This window comes from Amycolatopsis mongoliensis (genome assembly GCF_030285665.1).
In the GTDB taxonomy this organism is placed as follows: domain Bacteria; phylum Actinomycetota; class Actinomycetes; order Mycobacteriales; family Pseudonocardiaceae; genus Amycolatopsis; species Amycolatopsis mongoliensis.
Window position 1 is genome coordinate 1,715,216 of sequence record NZ_CP127295.1, and the last position, 20,512, is coordinate 1,735,727.

Sequence of the window (20,512 nt, forward strand, 5' to 3'; positions counted from 1 at the left end):
AGCTCACCGGCCACCTGGCCCGTTGTTCGGCGGCGGGGGCATGCGCCGGGCGCCGGGTCTCGGCGGCTGGCCGCCGGGGATCCGCGCGACCTGGTCGGCGGGCAGCTGGCCGTGGTGCTGGTTCGGGACGCCGTCACCCTGCCGGGCGCCCGCCGGGACCTGCTGCTGTTGCTGCTGCTGAGCCTGGGCGACCTGCCGCGGGCTGACGCCGTAGTGGCGCTGCTCCTCCGGGCTCAGCGAGGCGATGATGCCCTGCTGGGCGGCCTCGGGCAGCCGGTGCATGATCTCCATGACGCGGTCCTTGCGGCGCACCGCGCCCATCCGCTGCGGCACGCCCGGCGTCGTCTGCATCTGCGGCGGCACCCCGGAGATGTCCTCGACCCCGCCCGCGTGGTGCCCGGCGTCGAACATCGCCTGCTCGGCGGCCATCTGGGCGCTGTCCTTCTCCTCGGACATGCCGATCGGGCCCTGCATCTTGCCGTTGAGGAACTGCTTGACGACCGGCTCTTCGCTGGTCAGCAGCACCTCGCGCGGGCCGAACATGACCAGTTCCTTGCGGAAGAGCATGCCCAGGTTGTCCGGCACCGTGCGGGCCAGGTTGATGTTGTGCGTGACGATCAGGAACGTCGCGTCGATCTGCGCGTTCACGTCGAGGAACAGCTGCGAGATGTAGGTGGTGCGGACCGGGTCGAGACCCGAGTCCGGCTCGTCGACCAGGATGATCTCCGGGTCCAGCACCAGGGCGCGGGCGAGGCCGGCGCGCTTGCGCATACCGCCGGAGATCTCGCCGGGCAGCTTCTTGTCGGCACCGTTCAGGCCGGTCATGTCGAGCTTCTCGAGGACGATCCGGCGGATTTCCGTCTCGGACTTCTTCGTGTGCTCGCGCAGCGGGAAGGCGACGTTGTCGTAGAGGTTCATCGAGCCGAACAGCGCGCCGTCCTGGAAGAGGACGCCGAAGAGCTTCCGGATCTCGTACAGCTTGTGCTCGGAGCAGGTGACGATGTCCACCCCGTTGATCACACAGCGGCCGCGGTCGGGCTTGAGCAGCCCGATCATCGACTTGAGGAAGACCGACTTGCCGGTTCCCGACGGGCCGAGCATCGCCGACACTTCGCCCGGGGGCAGTGTCAACGTGACGTCCCGCCAGATGGCCTGCTTACCGAAGGACTTGGTCAGACCTTCGATGACCACCTCGGCACCCATCGCACCTCCAGGAGCTGTTCCGCGTCATTGCGCCCGCTGCCACACCCATGCCACCCCATGCCGGCGGCGGGTGCGGGCCGTGGCGCCCAAGAACCCGCGTCAACCAGGTGCAACGAGCTGAGTGCGAACAGGTTACTCACCAGTTTTCTTTTCTGGCCAGCCCTGGTTCCATCGTCACCCCGCCGTGATCGGCAACTGCAGGCACCGTAGTCCATTCGGGGCAACGACGCAGATCTCCGGAGCCCCGAACCCTCGATTTAGGGACCCGGGGCTATTCGGACACCACTCCTAGGGGATCAACGTGAACGCGGCGACCACCAGCAGGAATACCACGGGTGCGACCACGGCCGCCGGGGAAAGGGTGAGCAGGGGCCTGCGGTCGGTCAGCTGCTGCGCGAGGAGCTCGATGTGCTCGGGGTCGGTCATGGTCCTCAAGTCGGTTCGAGGGCCGTCCGCGCAACAACCGGGCGCAGTGTCCCGGCAAACGGGAAGGGGCGGGCATCCGCGTGGATGCCCGCCCCTTCTCGAGGTGGTGCGCAGGCGCTTACGCGCCCGGAATCACTTGATGGAGATCTTGGCGCCCGCGGCCTCGAGCTTCTCCTTGGCGGCCTCGGCGGCCTCCTTGTCGACCTTCTCCAGGAGGGCCTTGGGAGCGGCCTCGACCAGCTCCTTGGCCTCCTTCAGGCCCAGACCGGAGACGACCTCGCGGACGACCTTGATGACCTGGATCTTCTTGTCGCCGGCGCCCTCGAGGACGACGTCGAACTCGTCCTGCTCCTCGGCGGCCGGGGCAGCGGCGCCGACCGGGCCGGCGGCGGCGACGGCGACCGGCGCGGCGGCGGTCACGTCGAAGACCTCTTCGAACTCCTTCACGAACTCGGACAGCTCGAGGAGGGTCAGCTCCTTGAAGGCGTCGATCAGCTCGGCGGTGCTCAGCTTCGCCATGATGGCTTCCTCTCAGAAATACGAACTAGACGTTCGGGGTGGGGGTGGTTCAGCTCTCGGCGGGTGCTTCGGCTGCTTCGGTACCGGTGGCGTTGCGCTGCTTCTCCTCCAGCGCGGCAGCCAGGCGGGCGACCTGGGACGCCGGCGCCTGGAACAGCGCGGCGGCCTGGGACAGCTTCGCCTTGAACGCGCCCGCCGCCTTGGCGAGCAGGACCTCACGGCTGTCGAGATCGGCGATCCGGTTGATCTCGTCCACGGACAGCGCTTTGCCGTCCATGTAGCCGCCCTTGATCACAAGCGCGTTGTTGTCCTTCGCGAAGTCGCGAAGCGCCTTGGCGGCGTCGACAGCCTCACCCTCGACGAAGGCGATGGCGGTCGCGCCGACGAACAGGTCCTCGAGCCCCGTGACGCCCGCGTCTTCCGCGGCACGCTTGACGAGGGTGTTCTTCGCGACCCGGTACTTGGCACTGGTGCCGAGAGCGCGGCGCAGCTGGGACAGCTGGGACACGGAGAGGCCGGTGTACTGGGTAACGACGGTGGCCGAGCTGGTGCGGAAGCTCTCCGCGATCTCGGCGACGGCCGCCACCTTGTCGGGCTTCGCCATGGTCGCCTCCTCTCTTGGCTAGTGTTTCCACTGGCCCGAAGGAGCCCCCGAAACGACGAAACGCCCTCGCGCAAGCAGGCGCGGGGCGTTGGAGGGGCACACGGGTGTGCCCGGCCTCGTTCCTCCTGCGCGGGCCGCCCGGCGAGTGCGGGACCTTCGTTCCCCGTGGGGACGGGGAAAACCAGCGGTCTTCGGTAGAACCATCGACAACTATACGTCATGGGTCCGGGGCGCCTCACCGGCCCCCCGCGCTGACCTGCGTTTAGGGCGGCTGGCGGTTCCCCGCGACGGCCGGGAGGGCATCATGGTCACGTGGCGGAGCAGCGCGATGACGGAAAGCCGGGTTCGGACATCGAACCGGCGGGCTCGAACGCACCCACGCCTTCCGGCGGCGGTGCGCAGCCACCGCTCCCCCAGCCCCGCGGCGCCCTCACTCCTGGCCACGGCTCTTCGGCGCTCCCCCAGCCGTCCGGTGGCGCGCAGCCGCCGGTGGATCCCGCGGAGCTCGAGCAGTTCCGCCAGTTCCAGCAGTTCCAGGACTACCTGCGGTTCACGCAGTCCCAACAGGGCAACCAGCCGGCGCCCGCGCCGGACGCCGGCGTGGTCCAAGCTCCGCCGTCCCAGCCGGCCACGCAGTCCGCCGGCCAGCCACCGATGATCCCGCCGGGCTACCAGCTGGTCCCCACCGAGCGCCGTCGAGCGCCGAAGTGGGTCAGCTGGCTGGGCAAGAAGGTGATTGCCTGGGTGCTGGCGATCGTGATCCTCGGTCTGGCAGGCACCTGGCTGTACAACCACTTCTTCCCCAACGACGCCGGCAAGACCTCGGCCCAGCTCGCCCAGGAGGGCGGCGGGAAGTACCACACGAACCACCTGTTCTCGACGAACCCGTACGAGGCGGTGCGGTTCGTGTACCACAACATCGCCCAGGGCCGGGTCGCCGATGCCTGCGGCCGCTTCCAGAACGAGGGGCAGCGCGACATCCAGACCCAGTTCGCGCAGGACATCGCGCAGACGTTCCGCCAGAACACCGCCCAGACGGACTGCAAGAAGGCTGTCGAGTTCCTCGCCACCCAGGTGACGAACAAGAACGACTACGCGGAGTCCCTGCCGTCGAGTGTCTCGGAACCGCTGCCCGGTGACACCGTCACGATCGATTCCTGCACCTTCGCCATCAGCGGCGGCCCGGCACTGGGCGTCTTCACGGTCTCGAAGGTGGAGAAGGGCCAGTGGCTCATCACCGGCCACGCGATCGGCCCGGCGAAGTGCAGCGGAGTGCCCACCACACCGGCACCGACCAGCTGACTCAGCGGGGGTGCGGCGCGGTCAAGAACGCCACCAGCGCTTCCGAGAACGCCGGGGACATCACCGCCGTCATGTGGTCGCCCGGGATGCGGACCATCCTGGCTCCCGCGATCGCTGCCGCGAGGCGCTCCGGCTCTGCTGCCAGCAGGTCCTGGTCGCCCGCCAGCACCAGGGTCGGGACGCCGATCGCCGAGAGGTTCAGGCTTCCCTCCTGGGACGCCAGCGCCACCGCCGCCAATGCCCGGCGGTCCCCGCCGACCGCGTCGGCCAGCAGGCGGAACGGCACTCCGGACGGCGGCACCGTCGACGGGTCCTCCGCCAGCAGTGCCGAGGCGATCTCCGCCGGCTTCACCACCCGCAGGTCGACGCCGCCGAAGTCGACGATGCCCGAACCCACCCCGCCCGTGGCCAGGCAACGGATGCGCTTGTCCGCCGCCGTGGCCGCCAGGGCGATGATCGCGCCCATCGAGTAGCCGACCAGGGACACCTCGTCCAGGCCCAGCTCGTCGAGCAGCGCCGAAACGTCGCGCGCCATGCTGTCGCCCGTGTAGCGGGACTCATCGTGGGGCTTCTCCGAACGGCCGTGGCCACGGGCGTCCAGGGAGATCACCGTGAGGCCGGCCTCGCGCAGCGCCGCGACCACGCCGGTGGAGATCCAGTTCGCGTTCGTGTCGGCCGCGAAGCCGTGTTGGAGCAGCACCGGGCGGTGGGCGGCGGCGCCCTCCCACACGGTGTAGTTCAACCGGAGCCCGTCGAACGACGCGAAAGTCGGCATGACCTCCATGAGACACGAAGAAAGGGCGCCCCCGCAGCAAGCGGGGACGCCCTTTCTGGTGATGTCCGACTCAGACGTTCGCGTCCTCGGAGAGGAGGTTGCGGGTCCGCAGCGGGTCGACCGGGATGCCCGGGCCCATCGTCGTGGTGAAGGTGACCTTCTTCAGGTAGCGGCCCTTCGCCGACGAGGGCTTGGCGCGGAGGATCTCGTCCAGCGCGGCGGCGTAGTTCTCGACCAGCTTCTCCGTGTCGAAGGAAGCCTTGCCGATCACCAGGTGCAGGTTGGCCTGCTTGTCGACGCGGAAGTTGATCTTACCGCCCTTGATGTCCTTCACGGCCTTCTCGACCGCGGGGGTCACCGTGCCGGTCTTCGGGTTCGGCATCAGGCCACGCGGGCCGAGGATGCGGGCGATGCGGCCCACCTTGGCCATCTGGTCCGGCGTCGCGATCGCGGCGTCGAAGTCGAGCCAGCCACCCTGGATGCGCTCGATCAGCTCGTCGGTGCCGACCGCGTCCGCGCCGGCGGCCTCGGCCTCGGCGGCCTTGTCGCCGACGGCGAAGACGATGACGCGGGCGGTCTTACCGGTGCCGTGCGGCAGGTTCACGGTGCCGCGGACCATCTGGTCGGCCTTGCGGGGGTCCACACCGAGACGCATCGCGACCTCGACGGTCGCGTCCATCTTGGTCTTGGAGGTCTCCTTCGCCAGCTTCGCCGCGTCGAGGGGCGCGTACAGCCGCGCCTTGTCGATCAGCTCCGCAGCCTGGCGGTAAGCCTTGCTGTGCTTGGTCATGCTTCTGTCCTTAGTAATCGTGGATCAGTGTGGTGACGAGCCGCACCCGGCTCTCCCACGTACTTCTGGTGCTGCAGACGTCAGGCGTCGACGACCGTGATGCCCATCGACCGAGCAGTGCCGGCGATGATCTTCGCCGCCTGGTCGATGTCGTGCGCGTTGAGGTCGGTCTCCTTGGTCTTGGCGATCTCGCGGACCTGGTCCCAGGTGACCTTGGCGACCTTGGTCTTGTGCGGCTCGCCGGAGCCCTTCTCGACACCAGCGGCCTTGAGCAGCAGGCGCGCGGCCGGCGGCGTCTTCAGCTTGAAGTCGAACGACCGGTCCTCGTACACGGAGATCTCGACCGGGACGACGTCCCCACGCTGCGACTCGGTCGCGGCGTTGTAGGCCTTGCAGAACTCCATGATGTTGACGCCGTGCTGACCCAGAGCCGGGCCGACCGGGGGCGCGGGGTTGGCCGCACCCGCCTTGATCTGCAGCTTGATGATCGCCGCAAGCTTCTTCTTCTTGGGTGGCATTTCTTTTCCTGTCCTGTACTACGTTCCCCGCGTACCTGCCGTGGACGTGGGGACTGCGGCCGCGCGGCGGCCGTCAGATCTTGGAGACCTGGTTGAACGACAGCTCGACCGGGGTCTCCCGGCCGAAGATCGACACCAGGACCTTCAGCTTCTGCCCGTCGACGTTGACCTCGGAGATCGTCGCCGGCAGCGTGGCGAACGGGCCGTCCATGACCGTGACCGACTCGCCGATCTCGAAGTCGACCTCGACGGCCGGGCCGCCGAGCGGGGCCGCGGTCGCGGTGGACTCGCCCTTGCCGGCCTTCGCCGGGGCTTCGCTTTCGACCTTCGGGGCGAGGAACTTCAGGACCTCGTCCACGGTCAGCGGCGACGGCCGCGAGGTGGCGCCGACGAACCCGGTGACACCCGGCGTGTTGCGCACCGCGCTCCACGAGGCGTCGTTCAGGTCCATCCGGACCAGGATGTAGCCGGGCAGCACCTTGCGCTGCACCTGCTTGCGCTGGCCGTTCTTGATCTCGGTGACCTCTTCGGTCGGGACCTCGATCTGGAAGATGTAGTCCTCGACGTCCAGGGTCTGGGTCCGGGTCTCGAGGTTGGTCTTCACCTTGTTCTCGTACCCGGCGTAGGAGTGCACGACGTACCACTCGCCGGGCGCGGCGAGCAGCTCGGCGCGCAGCCTGGCGACCGGGTCCTCGTCGTCCGCGGCGGGTTCGGCGGCCTCTTCTTCGGCCACCGCCACGTCGTCGCCGCCCTCGTCAACTGAAGCGGCTTCGTCGACCTCGTCGGACACCTCGACGGGCTCGAGGTGCGCGGACTCCTCGTCACCGAGTGCCGCGTGCACCTGCTCGTCGGAAAGCTCGGTCAGCTCGTGACCGGCTGATGTGCCGTTGTCGGAGGTCACGTTCCGTCCTCTCAGTTGATCATTGCCGGGGTCAGGCCGGGACCTGAGCCCCATCGGCGCGCGCCGAGGCGCGTCAGCCGAAGATCTTGCCGATGCCCCACTTGAATGCCAGATCGAGCACGCTGACCAGGGCCACCATGAACACCACGAAGGCCAGCACGACCGCGGTGTAGGTGACCATCTGCTTGCGGTTCGGCCAGATGACCTTGCGCAGCTCCGCCCACACCTCGCGGATGAAGCGGATCAGCCGCGCGAACACCGACGCCTTCTTCGGCTTCTGGTCCCGCTTCGGGGTCGGAGCGCCCTTCGCGTCGGGGGCGGACTTCTCCCCCGACTTCCCGGCCGGACGGGTCTTGTCGTCCGCACGTGCCGCGGACTTGCCCGCCGGACGAGCGGTCGCACGGCGCTCACGCCGGGCAGCGGCTGTGACGGGACGGGACGGGCTCTCGGGCTTCCGCCCGGTGCCGTCCTGCTCCTGCTCGCCGCCGCTGGCGTCGCTGTCGCTCACGACCACTCCTCTGCTCCACCAGTTCCGTTACGCAGGGGTGACAGGACTTGAACCTGCAACCTGCGGTTTTGGAGACCGCTGCTCTGCCAATTGAGCTACACCCCTGTGGAGTCCCGATCGCTCGGAGCCCCGGAGGACGCATTCCATCATCCCCACCATCCAGGCGGGGATGACCGTAGTGCGTTCCAAGTCCCGAAGTCTACGGCAAGCCTCGCGGGAGCCCGCAACCGCGCCCCCCGATCGACCGCCGTACCCCGGCCGGCCTGCGGAAAACTCCCCGCCGACCACCCGATCATGCCAGGATGTCCGCCATGACGAGCAACCCGGGCCCCGCGACGTCCGTCCGTCGTGGACCGGTGAGCGGGACGCGGCTCGGGCTGGCGCTCCCCCAGTACGGCGCCCTCGCCGACCCCGCCGCCGTCGCGCGCTTCGCGACCGCCGCGGAGGACCTCGGCTTCGGCTCGCTGTGGGTCGGCGACCGGATCCTGACGCCCCTGGAGCCGTCTGACCTGTACCCGGGCGGCGGGACGCCGGAGCACCCGTACCCCAATGAGTTCGAGACCTTCGCGGACCCGTTCACGACGCTGGCGACCGCGGCCGCGGTGACCCGCACGGTCCGCCTCGGGATGAGCGCCCTGACCGGCCCGGTCTATTCCCCGGTGCTGCTCGCCAGGGCCCTGACCTCGCTCGACCTCGCCAGCGGCGGCCGGCTGGACGTCGGCCTCGGGCTCGGCTGGCTGCGCGAGGAGTACTTCGCCACGGGCGTCCCCTGGGCCGGCCGGGGCAAGCGGCTCGACGCGGTGCTCGACGCGCTCGAGGCGCTGTGGACCGGCGATCCGGTGGAGCATGAGGGCCCGCAGTGGCGGATCGCGCCGTCGACGGTCGGCCTGCGCCCGGCGCAGGACCCGCGGCCGCCGGTGCTGCTGGGCGGGTTCTCGCCGCCGGCGCTGGCCCGGGTGGGCCGCCGGGCCGACGGCTGGCTGGCCGGGTGGATGCCGAAGCAGTACCTGACCGGCCTCTGGTCGGTCGCGCTCGAGGCGGCCGAGAAAGCCGGGCGCGACCCGGGAACGCTGCGCCGCGTGCTGCGGATCAACCCGCGCGCGGGTACCGGGGTCGAGACGGTCGCGGACGTGCCGCCGTGCCTGGACGTGGCCCGTGAGCTGGGCATCACGGAGGTCCTGGTCGACCTGCACTACGTCGCGAAGGACGTCGACCACGCCCTGGAGCTCGCGGCCGAGTTCGTCCACCCGCGGTAGCGGTCAAGCCCGCTTTGGGGTTTTCCCCAGTCACCCGGATCGCCGCAGTGACCGAAGGCCTACGTTCGGTAGAAACGAAGGTGTGGCGAAGAACAGCGGGGGCGGCTGCCTCGTCGTGGTACTCGTGGTCGGGCTCCTGGCGTTCGGGTACTACAAGTGGCACCACGGATCTTCGTCGGCGCCGCCGGACACCGGCGCGGACACCGGGGGCGGCACCGGCCGCTACGTCGCGCTGGGCGACTCCTACACGTCGTCGCCGCACAACGGCCGGCGGGCCGGGACCCCGGCGGGCTGCGAGCGTTCCCTCGACAACTACCCCCACGTCCTCTCGGCGAAGCTGAAGCCCGCCGAGCTCGCCGACGTCAGCTGCAGCGGCGCGACGACCGGGAACCTGACCGCCGCGCAGAAGACGCCGAACGGCACGAACCCGCCCCAGCTGGATGCGGTGAACGCGAAGACGACGCTGGTGACGCTCGGCATCGGCGGCAACGACGTCGGCTTCATCTCCCTGGCGTCGTCCTGCGCGACGGCGCACCGGTCCGGGTCGCCGTGCAAGGACCGGCTGACCGCGGGCGGGCACGACCAGCTCGCCGAGCGGATCGACGCGACCGCGCCGAAGGTGGGCGCGGTGCTGGACCGGATCCACGTAAAGGCCCCGGAGGCGAAGGTGGTCGTCGTGGGCTACCCGACGGTGCTGCCCGACGGCGACGGCTGCTGGCCGGTCCTCCCGGTGGGCGCCGGCGACGTCGACTACTTCCGCGGCGCGCTCGGCAAGCTGAACAAGATGCTCGAAGACCAGGCCGACGCCCACCACGCCGGCTACGCGGACACGGCCACGCCCAGCAAGGGACACGACGTCTGCTCGGCGTCCGACACACGCTGGGTGGAGGGGCTGATACCCACCTCGCCCACCGCGCCGCTGCACCCCAACGCCCGCGGGGCGCAGGGCATGGCCGACGCCGTGCTGGGCGTCCTGAAGCTGCCCTAGACGCGGACCAGGGCCTGCGGCTTGCCCAGCACGGTCTTGCCGTCGAACTTGGCCACCAGGTCGATGCGCGCGGTGCCGTCGTCGTTCACCACGGCGACCTTGCCGCTGAACTCCACCAGGGCGCCCTCGGGCGTGTTCGGCACCACCACCGGCCGCGTGAAGCGCGCGCTCAGGTCGACCAGGCGGGCGGGATCGCCGAGCCAGTCGGTGACCACGCGGCCGGCCAGCGCCATCGTCAGCATGCCGTGCGCGATGACGTCCGGGAGGCCGACCTCCTTGGCGAACGCCTCGTTCCAGTGGATCGGGTTGAAGTCCAGCGACGCCCCGGCGTAGCGGACGAGCTGGTCGCGCGTCACCCGGACCTCGATGGCGGGCAGTTCGTCGCCGACGTTCACGCGTCCTCCCCCCGGACCACCAGCTGGGCCCGCGTAGTGGCGATGTGCTCGCCGTCGCCGTCGGCGATCTCAGCGCGCAGGTTGATGAAGTCGTTGCCCGCGCGGGCCATGATCTTGTCGATGTGGGTGGTGAGCAGCAGCCGGTCGCCGACGCGCACCGGGCGGCTGTAGCTGAACTGCTGGTCGCCGTGGACCATCCGCGAGTAGTCGAGCCCGAGTTCCGGGTCGGTGACGATCGCGTTGATGGCGGCGAGGTTGACGATCGTGATGAACGTCGGCGGGGCGATGACGTCCGGGTGCCCGGCGGTGCGGGCCGCCTCGGGGTCGCGGTAGACCGGGTTCGCGTCGCCGATCGCGTCGGCGAACTCCCGGATCTTCTCCCGGCTCACTTCGTAGCTGGTCTGCGGCGGGTAAACCCGCCCGGTGAACGACTCGTCCAAGGGCACCCGGAGAGGCTACCAACAGCAGAAGAGCCGCCCCGGTGGTCCGGGGCGGCTCTTCGAAGCTGGTGCGAACGCGCTACGTCAGCGGGTTTCCTTGTGCGTCCGGTGCGTACCGCAGTTCGGGCAGAACTTCTTCATCTCCAGGCGATCCGGGTTGTTGCGCCGGTTCTTCTTGGTGATGTAGTTGCGGTGCTTGCACTCTTCGCACGCCAGCGTGATCTTGGGTCGCACGTCGGTGGCAGCCACAGCGTTTCCTTCTCTCTCAGGTCCCGGGGGCCAGCCCCAGTCGTTACCGCGTAGCGGTGGCCGGACTTGAACCGGCGACACAGCGATTATGAGCCGCTTGCTCTGCCAACTGAGCTACACCGCCCTTACATGACCCAAGCCGCGACACGCAGGCGTGACGCGGCTGAGGTCGTGAGCCCCTTTACGGAATCGAACCGTAGACCTTCTCCTTACCATGGAGACGCTCTGCCGACTGAGCTAAAGGGGCCTTGCCTCTCGCGAGGACTTCGAAAGATTACCAACCCCCGTCACCCGCCCGTGCAACCGGGGTCCTCAAAAAGCAAAACCTCAGGTCAGCAGGGTCAGCACGGTCTCGGAGTGGCGTCCGGGAGACCGTGCCGTGCGGGCCTGCAGCCACGCCTCCAGGCGGTCCTCCGGCAGCGGCCGCGAGATCAGGTAGCCCTGCGCGACGTCACAGCCCATCGCCTCGAGCTGGTCGCGCGCGACGTCCTCTTCGACGCCCTCGGCGACCACCGTCAGCCCGAGCGAGTGCCCCAGCTCGACGATCGACCGCACCACCGCGAGGTCGCCGAGGTCGGTGCCCATGCCGAGGACGAAGCTCTTGTCGATCTTGACCTGGTCGACCGGCAGCTGCCGCAGGTAGGCCAGCGACGAGTAGCCGGTGCCGAAGTCGTCCACCGCCAGCGTGATGCCCAGCGAGTGCAGCTCGCGCAGGATCGGCAGCGCCTTCTGCGGGTCCGACATCACGCCGGACTCGGTGAGCTCGAACGTCAGCAGCTCCGGCGGGATGCCGACGCGCTCCAGCTCGCGGGCCACCTTGTTCGGGAAGTCCTCGTCGGCCAGGTTGCGCACCGACAGGTTGACCGCCACCGAGATCCGCAGGCCCTCGTCGAGCCACTTGCGGCAGCGCTTCAGGGCTTCACCGAGCACGAACGACGTCAGCACGCCGATCAGGCCGGCCGCCTCGATGGCCGGGACGAACTCGTCCGGGCCGAGCCTGCCGAACTCCGGGTGCACCCAGCGGACCAGCGCCTCGACGCCCTGCACCTGGCGGTTCGGCAGGGTGATCTTCGGCTGGTAGTGCACGCTGACCTGACCGTCCTCCAGGGACTGCCGGAACTGCGTGACCATCTGGAAGCGGCGCAGGAAGATCTGGCCCATGCTCGGCACGTAGCCGCGGACCTCTTCGCCGCCCTTCGTCGCGCGCACGGCGACGTCGGCGCGCTGCAGCAGGCCTTCGATGTCGACGACGTCGCCGGACTCCTCGGGCGTCGTCGTCGCGTAGCCGATCATCGCGTTCGCCTCGACCGAAAGCCGGTCGACCGGGTACGGCGCGGAAAGCTCTTCGCGCAGCCGTTCCGCCGCGGTGTGGGCGTCTTCGGGCGGGCAGCCGACGAGCAGGGCCGCGAACGACGCGCCTTCGAGGCGGGCCAGCGGGACGTCGGGGCCGAGCGCGTCGCGGATGCGGCGGCCGGCGGCGATCACCATCCGGTCGGCCCACGCGTAGCCCAGCGCGTCGCTGACCGTCGAAAAGACGTCGAGGTCGATCCGCAGCACCACGGCGTTCGCGAAGTCCCGCAACGGTTCCTTCGCCACCTGCCGGAAGCCCGGCCGGTTGAGGTGCCCGGTGAGCGGGTCGTGGTAGGCGTCGTGGCGCAGGGTCGCGAGCAGCCGCCGGTTGTCCAGCGACGTCGCGAGGTGGCTGGCCATCGTGCCGAGCAGCTGGACGTCGTACTTGCCGAAGCCGCGCCAGCGGGACAGCCGGTCGTGCGCCTCGACGACGCCCAGCAGCTGGTTCGCGCTGCGCAGCGGGACGACGAGCGCCTCCTGCGCGCCGCGGTCGAGCAGCGCCGCGCGGACGTCGGGGTTGGCCTCGGTGATCCGGAAGTGCCGGACGTGCGCGCCGGGCAGGCGCAGCAGCGGGTCGTCGGCGGCCGGGTCGGCGGGCGGCAGGTCGTCACCGGCGACGACCACCCGCATCGTGTCCTTCGGTTCGAGCCGCAGCCGCAGCACGACGCGGCCCGCCGCCAGCTGGTCCTTGATGCGCTCGGCGATCGTGGCCCATTCGCGGACGTCGACGCCGCCGACGAGCTCGTCGGCCCGGCTGGCCGGGCGCGCCGCCGCCTGCTGGCCGGAGCGGGCCACCATCAGGCTGACGTCCGAGAGCGCCTCCATGTCCCGCTGCTCGCGCAGCAGGTCGGAGTAGGCCCAGTACAGCGCGGTCAGGCCGAGGAACACGGCGAGCACCAGCGGCCACGCCTTGGGCGTGTTCGAGATGACGAGGTAGCCGGACAGGCCGACGGACGCGTTGACGAAGCCGACGACCAGGATCCGCGCGGTGAGCCGGATCGCGGTGCTGACCCGCATGCGGCGCCGCAGGACGCGGACCGCGGCCAGCGCGAGCAGCGTGCTCACCAGCGGCGCGGTGAGCGTGCCGGCCAGCGCGGCGACCCACGGGATCTTGTCGCCGACACCCGCGCCGACGGCGTACTTGACGAGCCCGGCGACCGCGAAGGCGCCGGTGATCTCGAGCAGGAACGCGCCCGCGTTGTAGAGGACGCGGCCGGCGACCTTGCGCGCGAGCAGCGTGCCGATGCCGGCGACCAGGTGCGCGGCCAGCACGACCTCGAACGGCGCGACGAAGAACCCGATGACGAGCGGGATCTCGGTGAAGGAGATGGTCCACGAGATACCGCTGCGGACGTCGACGTTGATGCCGAGCTGTTCGGCGAGCAGGAACGCGACCGCGAGCACCGGCCCGATCCACAGCAGCCGGCTGTCCCAGTCGAACGGCAGCCAGGACCCGACGGCGAACGCGGCGGCGAGCCCGATGCTCAGGACGGCGAAGGTGTACGCGCGGAACCGGCGCTCGTCGGTGCGGGCCTCGGCGGACTGGGGAGGTGCCCCGGAAGCGGCTCCCGGCCCGGGCTGCGCCTGTGCGACGGCGTCGCCGTGGGCGTTGGTGTCCGGCATCCGACCTTCCCTCCCGGCTTGTCCACCGGTGCTGATCCGTGACTTCGGGTGTGGACAAGGGCCATACCGTACCCCGTAGGGCGTACCCGCGTCCCTTTCGAGACAGTAGGAGATCACCCCAGGGTTAACAATGCCTCGATGGCGCTGACCTGCGTGGACCAAGGGGTGAAACCTTGTGGCACTCGGGGCCCTACCCCGGACCGGGGGTCCGGTGGCCGAAGCAGGGGTGGTTCTCTGCGCACGGCGTCCCGCGTAGCGCTTCAATATGCCCATGCACAGCGACGTGATTGCCACCGAACACGCGGCCCGGCTCGCGGCGGTGGATTCCCTGCTCCCCGGTTCTTCCCCCTTCGAAGCAGCCGAAAGCGCGGTGGTGCTGGAGGTGGCGACGCCCGACTCGGCGGCGTCCGGCCTCGCCTCGCGCATCCAGGTCGACCAGGGCGCTCCCAACGCGCCGTGGCGGGCGCTGACCGAGCACCGCCTCGACCTCCAGCTGGCCGGCCCGCAGCCCGCGGCGGCCCTCGACGCCCTCCTCACCCGATGGGATGAACATCTGCGCGCGGTCGCCGAGCGCGGCGACACCGAGACCGCGGCGATCGTCCCCCGCGCCAGCCGGGACGCCGCCGGCACGCGGGAAATGCTGCACCACGGGTTCGCGCCGCTGCGCGTGATCGCGGTCCGCCCGGCCGAGCGGATGGTCCCGGCGGGCCCGCGCGGCACGCCCGGCGTCAAGATCCGCCGCGCCGAGCCCGGCGACCTCGAAACCGTCGTCTCGCTGGGGCTCGAGCTGCACTCCTTCGACGCGCAGTACGGCACGGTCAACCTGCGCCAGGGCGTCGAGGACATCATGGCCAAGGACCTGGCCGAACAGCTGAACCGCCCGGAGCCTCCGTTGTGGATCGCCGAGCTGTACGGCCGTCCGCTCGGCATGGTGAACGTCCAGCACCCCGGGGAGACCGGCTGGATCAGCGACCGCGTCGCGGCGGGGCGCGTCGGCTACCTGTCGTCGCTGGCCGTCGCGAAGGAGGCGCGGTCGTCCGGTGTCGGTACCGCGCTGGCCACCCACGCCCACCACGTCCTCGACGAGGAGGGCGCGGACGTCGTCCTCCTGCACCACGCGGCGGCGAACCCGCTGTCGACGCCGTTCTGGTACGCGCAGGGGTACCGCCCGCTGTGGACGTACTGGCAGCGTCGACCAGCCGTTCGGTGAACGACTGGCGGATTACCCCTGGTCGACAGTCCTTATAGGCTGGCTCCCGGAGCAGCGAGGGGAGCCGGACGTGACCAAGCAGCGGGATTCCGCGCCGAGAGCGCCCGAAGGCGTCGACACCGAGAAGCCGTCCGCGGCCCGGATCTACGACTGGTACCTGGGCGGCACGCAGAACTGGGCCGTGGACCGCGAGTTCGGCCGGCGCATGGAGCAGCAGTGGCCGCTGGTGCGCCCCGGGTCGAAGCAGAACCGCGAGTTCATGAACCGCGCGGTGCGGGCGGCGCTGCGGGCCGGGATCCGGCAGTTCATCGACCTCGGCTCCGGCGTCCCGACGGCCGGGAACGTGCACGAGGTCGTCGAGGCCGAGCTGCCCGAGGACCACGACGCGACGGTCGTGTACGTCGACTACGAGCCGGTCGCGGTCGCGCACGCGACGCTGATCCTCGAAGAGGAGGCGGCGACGGACTGGGCGGGCATCGTCCAGGCCGACATGCGGGACGCGAAGGCCGTGCTGCGTGCCGAAGAGACGAAGCGGCTCATCGACTTCTCGAAGCCGGTCTGCCTGATGATGATGGCGGTGCTGCACTTCGTCGGGCCCGACGACGACCCGATCGGCCTGCTGAAGGCGTACCGGGACAAGCTCGCGCCGGGCAGCTGGCTGGCGATCTCGCAGATGAGCGAGGGTGACGGGACCGGCAAGACCCTCGAGGGACTGCGCTGGTTCGTCGAGCAGTACCGGAAGACGAGCAACCCGGTGTGGCTGCGCGACCGCGAGGAGATCGAGCCCCTGTTCGGCGACTGGACCCTGCTGGAGCCGGGCATCGTGCACCTGCCGGACTGGCGGCCCGACCGGAAGCTCAACGCGCTGGAGGCGGAGGCCCGTCCGTACGCGTGGTGCGGCATCGCGGAGAAACCCGGCGCATGAGCCCGGAGAACACAGCGGCGCGAAGCGCCTCCATCGAGGGTGGTGGGGGCGTGGGAGGAGCCCCGATCGCCCCGGCCGGGGTGGACACCGACAAGCCGTCCGCGGCGCGGGTCTACGACTGGTACCTCGGCGGCAACCACCACTGGGCCGTCGACCGCGAGTTCGGCCGGCGCGTGGAGAAGGTGTGGCCGCTGATCCGGCCGATCTCGCGGCAGAACCGGGCGTTCATGAACCGGGTGGTCTCGGCGGCGATGGACGCCGGCATCCGCCAGTTCGTCGACCTCGGCTCCGGCGTGCCGACGGCCGGCAACGTGCACGAGATCGTCCGCGACCTGCTGCCCGACGGCGAACGGGCCGCCGTGGTCTACGTCGACTACGAGCCGGTGGCGGCCGCGCATTCGCGGCTGATCCTGGAACGCGAGGGCGCGACGGACTGGGCGGGGCTGGTCGAGCGGGACATCCGGCGGCCGAAGGAGATCTTCGCCGACCCGGTGACGTCGTCGCTCATCGACTGGTCGCGCCCGGTGTGCCTGCTGATGATCACGGTGATGCACTTCGTCGGGCCGTCCGACGATCCGGACGGGCTGATGGCGACGTACCGGTCGAAGCTCGCGCCGGGCAGCTGGCTGGCGTTGACGCACGGCACGTGCCGCGACGACGCGCCGCCGGAGCGCGCCGCAGAGGTGAAGCGGTTCATCGACGCCTACCGCGACACGTCGAACCCGGCGTGGCTGCGGTCGGCCGAGGAGCTGCTCCCCTGGTTCGGCGGCTGGCCGCTGCTGCCGCCGGGGATGACGTCATTGCCGGACTGGCGTCCCGACGAGCGTCCGAACGTGATCGACCTCGAGACCCGGCCCTTCGCCTGGTGTGCCGTCGCGCGCCGACCAAGCCTCTGACCTGCACTTTCTTTCTTCGCTGTGGGCGAACGCACTCCTGGAAACAAACACACCCATCGGAGAGTTGAGCTAGGCAGACTCAACTACACGAGGAGTGCACATGTCCGACACCCGCCTCCTGCCCGTGCTCCCGCTCGATGACGACGTCGTGCTGCCGGGCATGGTCGTCCCGCTCGACCTCACCGACACCGAGACGCGGGCAGCGGTGGAGTCCGCCCAGGCGAGCACGCCGAGCCAGGCGTCCTTCCCCGGCATCCGGTCGACCGGCGCCACCAAGGCCGAGGTCCTGATCGTCCCGCGCGTCCACGGCGAGTACGCCGAGTACGGCACCGTCGCGACCGTCGAGCGCATCGGGCGCGTGCCCGGCGGCAAGGCCGCCGTGCTGCTGCGCGGGACCGCGCGCGCCCTCGTCGGCCGGATGGCCGACGGCCCCGGCGCCGCCCGCTGGGTGCACGCCGAGGACGCCCCCGAAACCACCGACGACCGGACCGCGAAGCTCGCGGCCGAGTACAAGGCCGTCGTCATCTCGATCCTCCAGCAGCGCGGCGGCTGGCAGCTGATCGACGCCGTCCAGCAGGTCGAGGACGGCTCCGCGATCGCCGACCTGTCCGGCAACGCGCCGTACCTCGACACCGAGCAGAAGCTCGAGCTGCTGACCACGCTCGACGTGAGCGCACGCCTGGAGAAGGCGCTCGAGTGGAGCAAGGAACACCTCGCCGAGCTCGAGGTGACCGACACGATCCGCAAGGACGTCGCCGAGGGCATGGAGAAGCAGCAGAAGGAGTTCCTGCTGCGCCGCCAGCTCGAAGCCATCCGCAAGGAGCTCGGCGAGCTCGACGGCACCGCGCAGGACGACGACTACCGCGCCCGCGTCGAGGCCGCCGAACTGCCGGACGCCGTGAAGAAGGCCGCGCTGGCCGAGGTGGACAAGCTGGACCGCACGTCCGAGCAGTCCCCCGAGGGCGGCTGGATCCGCACCTGGCTGGACACCGTCCTGGAGCTGCCCTGGAACGAGCGCACCGAGGACGTCTACGACATCGCCGCCGCGCGGGCTGTCCTGGACGCCGACCACGCCGGCCTCGACGACGTCAAGGAACGGATCATCGAGTACCTGGCCGTCCGGAAGCGTCGTGCCGAATCGGGTCTGGGCCCGGTCGGCGGACGCCGGTCCGGCGCGGTGCTCGCCCTCGCGGGCCCTCCCGGGGTCGGCAAGACGTCGCTGGGTGAGTCCGTCGCGAAGGCCATGGGCCGCAAGTTCGTCCGCGTCGCCCTCGGCGGCATCCGCGACGAGGCGGAGATCCGCGGCCACCGCCGCACCTACGTCGGCGCGCTGCCCGGCCGGATCGTCCGCGCCATCAAGGAAGCCGGCTCGATGAACCCGGTCGTGCTGCTCGACGAGATCGACAAGGTCGGCGCCGACTACCGCGGCGACCCGACGGCCGCCCTGCTCGAAGTGCTGGACCCGGAGCAGAACCACACGTTCCGCGACCACTACCTCGAGGTCGAGCTGGACCTGTCCGACGTCGTGTTCCTGGCGACGGCCAACGCGCTGGAGACCATCCCCGGTCCGCTGCTGGACCGCATGGAGCTCGTCACGCTGGACGGCTACACCGAGCACGAGAAGGTCACCATCGCCCGCGACCACCTGCTCCCCCGGGAGCTGGAGCGCGCCGGCCTGGGCACCGCGGACGTCAGCCTGACCGACGCCGCGTTCAGTCGGATCGCGGCCGAGTACACCCGCGAGGCGGGCGTGCGCGACGTGAACCGCACGATCGCGAAGGTGCTGCGCAAGATCGCGACGAAGGTGGCGCTGGACGAGGTGTCCTTGCCGCTGACGATCGGTGCTCCGGAGCTCGAGACCTACCTCGGCCGGCCGCGGCACGTGCCGGAGTCGTCGCTGCCCGCGTCGACCCAGCGGACCGCGACCCCGGGGGTGGCGACGGGCCTGGCGGTGACGGGTGCCGGCGGTGACGTCCTCTACATCGAGGCGTCGCTGGCGGACCAGGAGTCCGGCGCGTCCGGGCTGCAGCTGACCGGCCAGCTCGGCGACGTGATGAAGGAGTCCGTCCAGATCGCGCTGTCCTACCTGCGCTCGCACGGCGCGGAGCTGGAACTGCCGGTGGGTGACCTGAAGAACCGCGGCATCCACGTCCACGTGCCGGCCGGCGCGGTCCCGAAGGACGGGCCGAGCGCGGGCGTCACGATGACGACGGCGCTGGCGTCGCTGCTCTCGGGCCGCGTGGTGAAGGCGGACGTCGCGATGACCGGCGAGGTGTCCCTGACCGGACGCGTCCTCCCGATCGGCGGCGTCAAGCAGAAGCTGCTGGCGGCGCACCGGGCGGGGATGAAGACGGTGATCATCCCGCAGCGCAACGAGCCGGACCTGGACGACGTCCCGGCCGAGGTGCTGTCCCAGCTGGACGTCCACGCGGTGGCGAACGTCCGCGAGGTCCTCGACCTCGCTTTGACCCCGGCTTCGACGCCGGTTCCCCAGGCGGCGTAACCCCGAACGCCGCCGCTGAACGGCCGGTTTCCCTCTCCCCCAAGGGAAACCGGCCGTTTCCTATGTCCGGACCGGGGCGGTCGACTCACGCTCGACGAGCGAGACGTCGATCGTCACCGGCTGCTTCGGACGCTCGCCCTTCTCGATCGAGCCCATCAGGATCGACACCGCTGTCGACGCCTTGCGGGCGATGTCCTGCGAGATCGTCGTCAGCTTCGGGGTCACGTAGTTGCAGAGGTCCAGGTCGTCGAAGCCGACCACCGAGACGTCTTGCGGCACGCGCGTGCCCGTCTCGGTCAGGCCGTGGACGATGCCGACCGCGAGGATGTCGGCCGTCGCGAACACCGCCGTCAGGTCGTGGCGCTCCCGCAGGACCAGCCCCAGCTCGTGGCCTTCCGCGTACGTCGTGTTGACCGTCTCCACCAGGCCCGGACGCTCGGCACCGGCGTCCGCGAACGCCTGGCAGAAGCCCTCGAAGCGTTCGTGGACCACGCCGACACCGCTGAACGCCGGGCCGGCGAACAGGATCCGGCGGTGGCCGAGGTCGAGCAGGTGCCGAGCCGCGAGGCGGGCGCCCGCGAAGTCGTCCGAGCGCGTGCCCGTGGTCAGGCGGTTCGCCGAGTAGCTGTCGATCGCGACGACGTGGACCGCGCCGATCGTCTTCTTCGTCAGCTTGCCGACCTCCTCGTCGAGGAAGCCGAGCAGGATCGCGCCGTCGAGGCTCCACGACCGCAGCGCTTCGGCGACCTCGTCCGGGTGGGCGACCCCGCGCAGCAGCAAGTGGTAGCCGTATTTGCGCAGCTCGCGCTCGATCAGGCCGACGATCGCCATGGTGTGCGGGCTGATCATCAGGCTGTCCTCGTCCGCGGCCGGCACCAGCAGGCCGACGAGCCGGGACGCCTTCGTCGCGAGGCTGCGAGCCGACGCGCTCGGGACGTAGCCGAGCTCGTCCGCGATGCGCTGGACCTTCTCGATGGTGCTCGGCGAGACCCGCGCGCGGTTGCCGTTCATCACGTTCGACACGGTCATCATGCTCACGCCCGCCTGCTCGGCGACCTCCCGCAGCGTGACGCGCACCCTCGGACTCCTCTCGCTCACCCCGGCGCCAAGGTTACGGGACCGGCCGTTGAC

The 20,512-nt window shown here is 70.4% G+C and carries 21 protein-coding genes and 3 tRNA genes; 7 read left to right on the plus strand and 17 right to left on the minus strand.

Annotation, left to right across the window (positions count from 1 at the left end; genetic code table 11):
- Window positions 1–3: 3 nt before the first annotated feature.
- The 4 genes from QRX60_RS08120 to rplJ all read right to left on the minus strand — a co-directional run bounded on the left by QRX60_RS08120 (window position 4) and on the right by rplJ (window position 2,752).
- A complete protein-coding gene (locus QRX60_RS08120) occupies window positions 4–1,203 on the minus strand; it encodes an ABC transporter ATP-binding protein (RefSeq protein WP_286000157.1) in 1,200 nt (399 codons plus the stop codon).
- 288 nt (window positions 1,204–1,491) lie between these two features.
- The gene (locus tag QRX60_RS08125) at window positions 1,492–1,629 is read right to left on the minus strand and encodes a hypothetical protein (protein WP_286000158.1); all 138 of its coding nucleotides are present in this window, start codon (window positions 1,627–1,629) and stop codon (window positions 1,492–1,494) included.
- Window positions 1,630–1,761: 132 nt separating this feature from the next.
- On the minus strand, window positions 1,762–2,148 hold the full coding sequence (gene rplL, locus QRX60_RS08130; protein ID WP_286000159.1) for a 50S ribosomal protein L7/L12: 387 nt from the start codon (window positions 2,146–2,148) through the stop codon (window positions 1,762–1,764).
- Window positions 2,149–2,197: 49 nt separating this feature from the next.
- A complete protein-coding gene (gene rplJ / locus QRX60_RS08135) occupies window positions 2,198–2,752 on the minus strand; it encodes a 50S ribosomal protein L10 (protein WP_257921889.1) in 555 nt (184 codons plus the stop codon).
- Between the two features lie 312 nt (window positions 2,753–3,064).
- Between rplJ and QRX60_RS08140 the strand changes: the two genes are divergently transcribed.
- The gene (locus tag QRX60_RS08140; protein ID WP_286000160.1) at window positions 3,065–4,054 is read left to right on the plus strand and encodes a hypothetical protein; all 990 of its coding nucleotides are present in this window, start codon (window positions 3,065–3,067) and stop codon (window positions 4,052–4,054) included.
- A gap of 1 nt (window position 4,055) precedes the next feature.
- Here QRX60_RS08140 and QRX60_RS08145 read toward each other — a convergent pair whose 3' ends face one another.
- From QRX60_RS08145 to QRX60_RS08170, 6 genes are all read right to left on the minus strand, one after another.
- Window positions 4,056–4,829, minus strand: coding sequence for an alpha/beta fold hydrolase (locus QRX60_RS08145; RefSeq protein WP_286000161.1), 774 nt, complete (start codon window positions 4,827–4,829; stop codon window positions 4,056–4,058).
- A 70-nt stretch (window positions 4,830–4,899) separates the two neighbouring features.
- Window positions 4,900–5,619 carry a 50S ribosomal protein L1 gene (gene rplA, locus QRX60_RS08150; RefSeq protein ID WP_284747830.1) on the minus strand — a complete coding sequence of 240 codons (720 nt, stop codon included), beginning with the start codon at window positions 5,617–5,619 and terminating at the stop codon, window positions 4,900–4,902.
- A gap of 80 nt (window positions 5,620–5,699) precedes the next feature.
- On the minus strand, window positions 5,700–6,137 hold the full coding sequence (gene rplK / locus QRX60_RS08155; protein ID WP_003079266.1) for a 50S ribosomal protein L11: 438 nt from the start codon (window positions 6,135–6,137) through the stop codon (window positions 5,700–5,702).
- A 73-nt stretch (window positions 6,138–6,210) separates the two neighbouring features.
- On the minus strand, window positions 6,211–7,038 hold the full coding sequence (nusG, locus tag QRX60_RS08160) for a transcription termination/antitermination protein NusG (RefSeq protein ID WP_286000162.1): 828 nt from the start codon (window positions 7,036–7,038) through the stop codon (window positions 6,211–6,213).
- Window positions 7,039–7,111: 73 nt separating this feature from the next.
- Window positions 7,112–7,552 (minus strand): preprotein translocase subunit SecE, encoded by a 441-nt coding sequence (gene secE, locus QRX60_RS08165; RefSeq protein ID WP_286000163.1) that lies wholly within the window; start codon window positions 7,550–7,552, stop codon window positions 7,112–7,114.
- Between the two features lie 26 nt (window positions 7,553–7,578).
- Window positions 7,579–7,651: transfer RNA gene (locus tag QRX60_RS08170), tRNA-Trp, on the minus strand.
- Window positions 7,652–7,857: 206 nt separating this feature from the next.
- Here QRX60_RS08170 and QRX60_RS08175 point away from each other — a divergent pair.
- Complete coding sequence (locus tag QRX60_RS08175; RefSeq protein WP_286000164.1) at window positions 7,858–8,802, plus strand: TIGR03619 family F420-dependent LLM class oxidoreductase; 945 nt, start codon at window positions 7,858–7,860, stop codon at window positions 8,800–8,802.
- 82 nt (window positions 8,803–8,884) lie between these two features.
- Window positions 8,885–9,790, plus strand: coding sequence for an SGNH/GDSL hydrolase family protein (locus tag QRX60_RS08180; protein WP_286000165.1), 906 nt, complete (start codon window positions 8,885–8,887; stop codon window positions 9,788–9,790).
- On the opposite strand, the gene QRX60_RS08185 is transcribed toward QRX60_RS08180, so the two are convergent.
- From QRX60_RS08185 to QRX60_RS08210, 6 genes are all read right to left on the minus strand, one after another.
- Window positions 9,787–10,185, minus strand: a complete 399-nt coding sequence (locus tag QRX60_RS08185) for a MaoC family dehydratase (RefSeq protein WP_286000166.1) — start codon at window positions 10,183–10,185, stop codon at window positions 9,787–9,789. The two genes, QRX60_RS08180 and QRX60_RS08185, sit on opposite strands and share 4 nt — an antisense overlap.
- Window positions 10,182–10,631 carry a MaoC family dehydratase N-terminal domain-containing protein gene (locus tag QRX60_RS08190; protein ID WP_286000167.1) on the minus strand — a complete coding sequence of 150 codons (450 nt, stop codon included), beginning with the start codon at window positions 10,629–10,631 and terminating at the stop codon, window positions 10,182–10,184. Before QRX60_RS08190 ends, QRX60_RS08185 begins: the two co-directional genes overlap by 4 nt.
- A gap of 78 nt (window positions 10,632–10,709) precedes the next feature.
- Window positions 10,710–10,874, minus strand: a complete 165-nt coding sequence (rpmG, locus tag QRX60_RS08195) for a 50S ribosomal protein L33 (protein WP_005152047.1) — start codon at window positions 10,872–10,874, stop codon at window positions 10,710–10,712.
- Between the two features lie 51 nt (window positions 10,875–10,925).
- Window positions 10,926–10,998: transfer RNA gene (locus QRX60_RS08200), tRNA-Met, on the minus strand.
- Between the two features lie 50 nt (window positions 10,999–11,048).
- A tRNA-Thr gene (locus QRX60_RS08205) sits at window positions 11,049–11,121 on the minus strand.
- Window positions 11,122–11,201: 80 nt separating this feature from the next.
- Entirely contained in the window at window positions 11,202–13,847 is a 2,646-nt protein-coding gene (locus QRX60_RS08210) for a putative bifunctional diguanylate cyclase/phosphodiesterase (RefSeq protein ID WP_286000168.1), read from the minus strand.
- A gap of 271 nt (window positions 13,848–14,118) precedes the next feature.
- Here QRX60_RS08210 and QRX60_RS08215 point away from each other — a divergent pair, with 271 nt between their 5' ends.
- The 4 genes from QRX60_RS08215 (at window position 14,119) to lon (ending at window position 19,381) form a co-directional block, all read left to right on the plus strand.
- Window positions 14,119–15,057, plus strand: a complete 939-nt coding sequence (locus QRX60_RS08215; RefSeq protein ID WP_286000169.1) for a GNAT family N-acetyltransferase — start codon at window positions 14,119–14,121, stop codon at window positions 15,055–15,057.
- Between the two features lie 70 nt (window positions 15,058–15,127).
- Window positions 15,128–15,982 carry an SAM-dependent methyltransferase gene (locus QRX60_RS08220; protein ID WP_286000170.1) on the plus strand — a complete coding sequence of 285 codons (855 nt, stop codon included), beginning with the start codon at window positions 15,128–15,130 and terminating at the stop codon, window positions 15,980–15,982.
- A 50-nt stretch (window positions 15,983–16,032) separates the two neighbouring features.
- Window positions 16,033–16,878 (plus strand): SAM-dependent methyltransferase, encoded by an 846-nt coding sequence (locus QRX60_RS08225; protein WP_286000171.1) that lies wholly within the window; start codon window positions 16,033–16,035, stop codon window positions 16,876–16,878.
- Window positions 16,879–16,978: 100 nt separating this feature from the next.
- A complete protein-coding gene (lon, locus tag QRX60_RS08230) occupies window positions 16,979–19,381 on the plus strand; it encodes an endopeptidase La (protein WP_286000172.1) in 2,403 nt (800 codons plus the stop codon).
- 60 nt (window positions 19,382–19,441) lie between these two features.
- On the opposite strand, the gene QRX60_RS08235 is transcribed toward lon, so the two are convergent.
- A complete protein-coding gene (locus tag QRX60_RS08235; RefSeq protein ID WP_286000173.1) occupies window positions 19,442–20,458 on the minus strand; it encodes a LacI family DNA-binding transcriptional regulator in 1,017 nt (338 codons plus the stop codon).
- Window positions 20,459–20,512 lie beyond the last annotated feature (54 nt).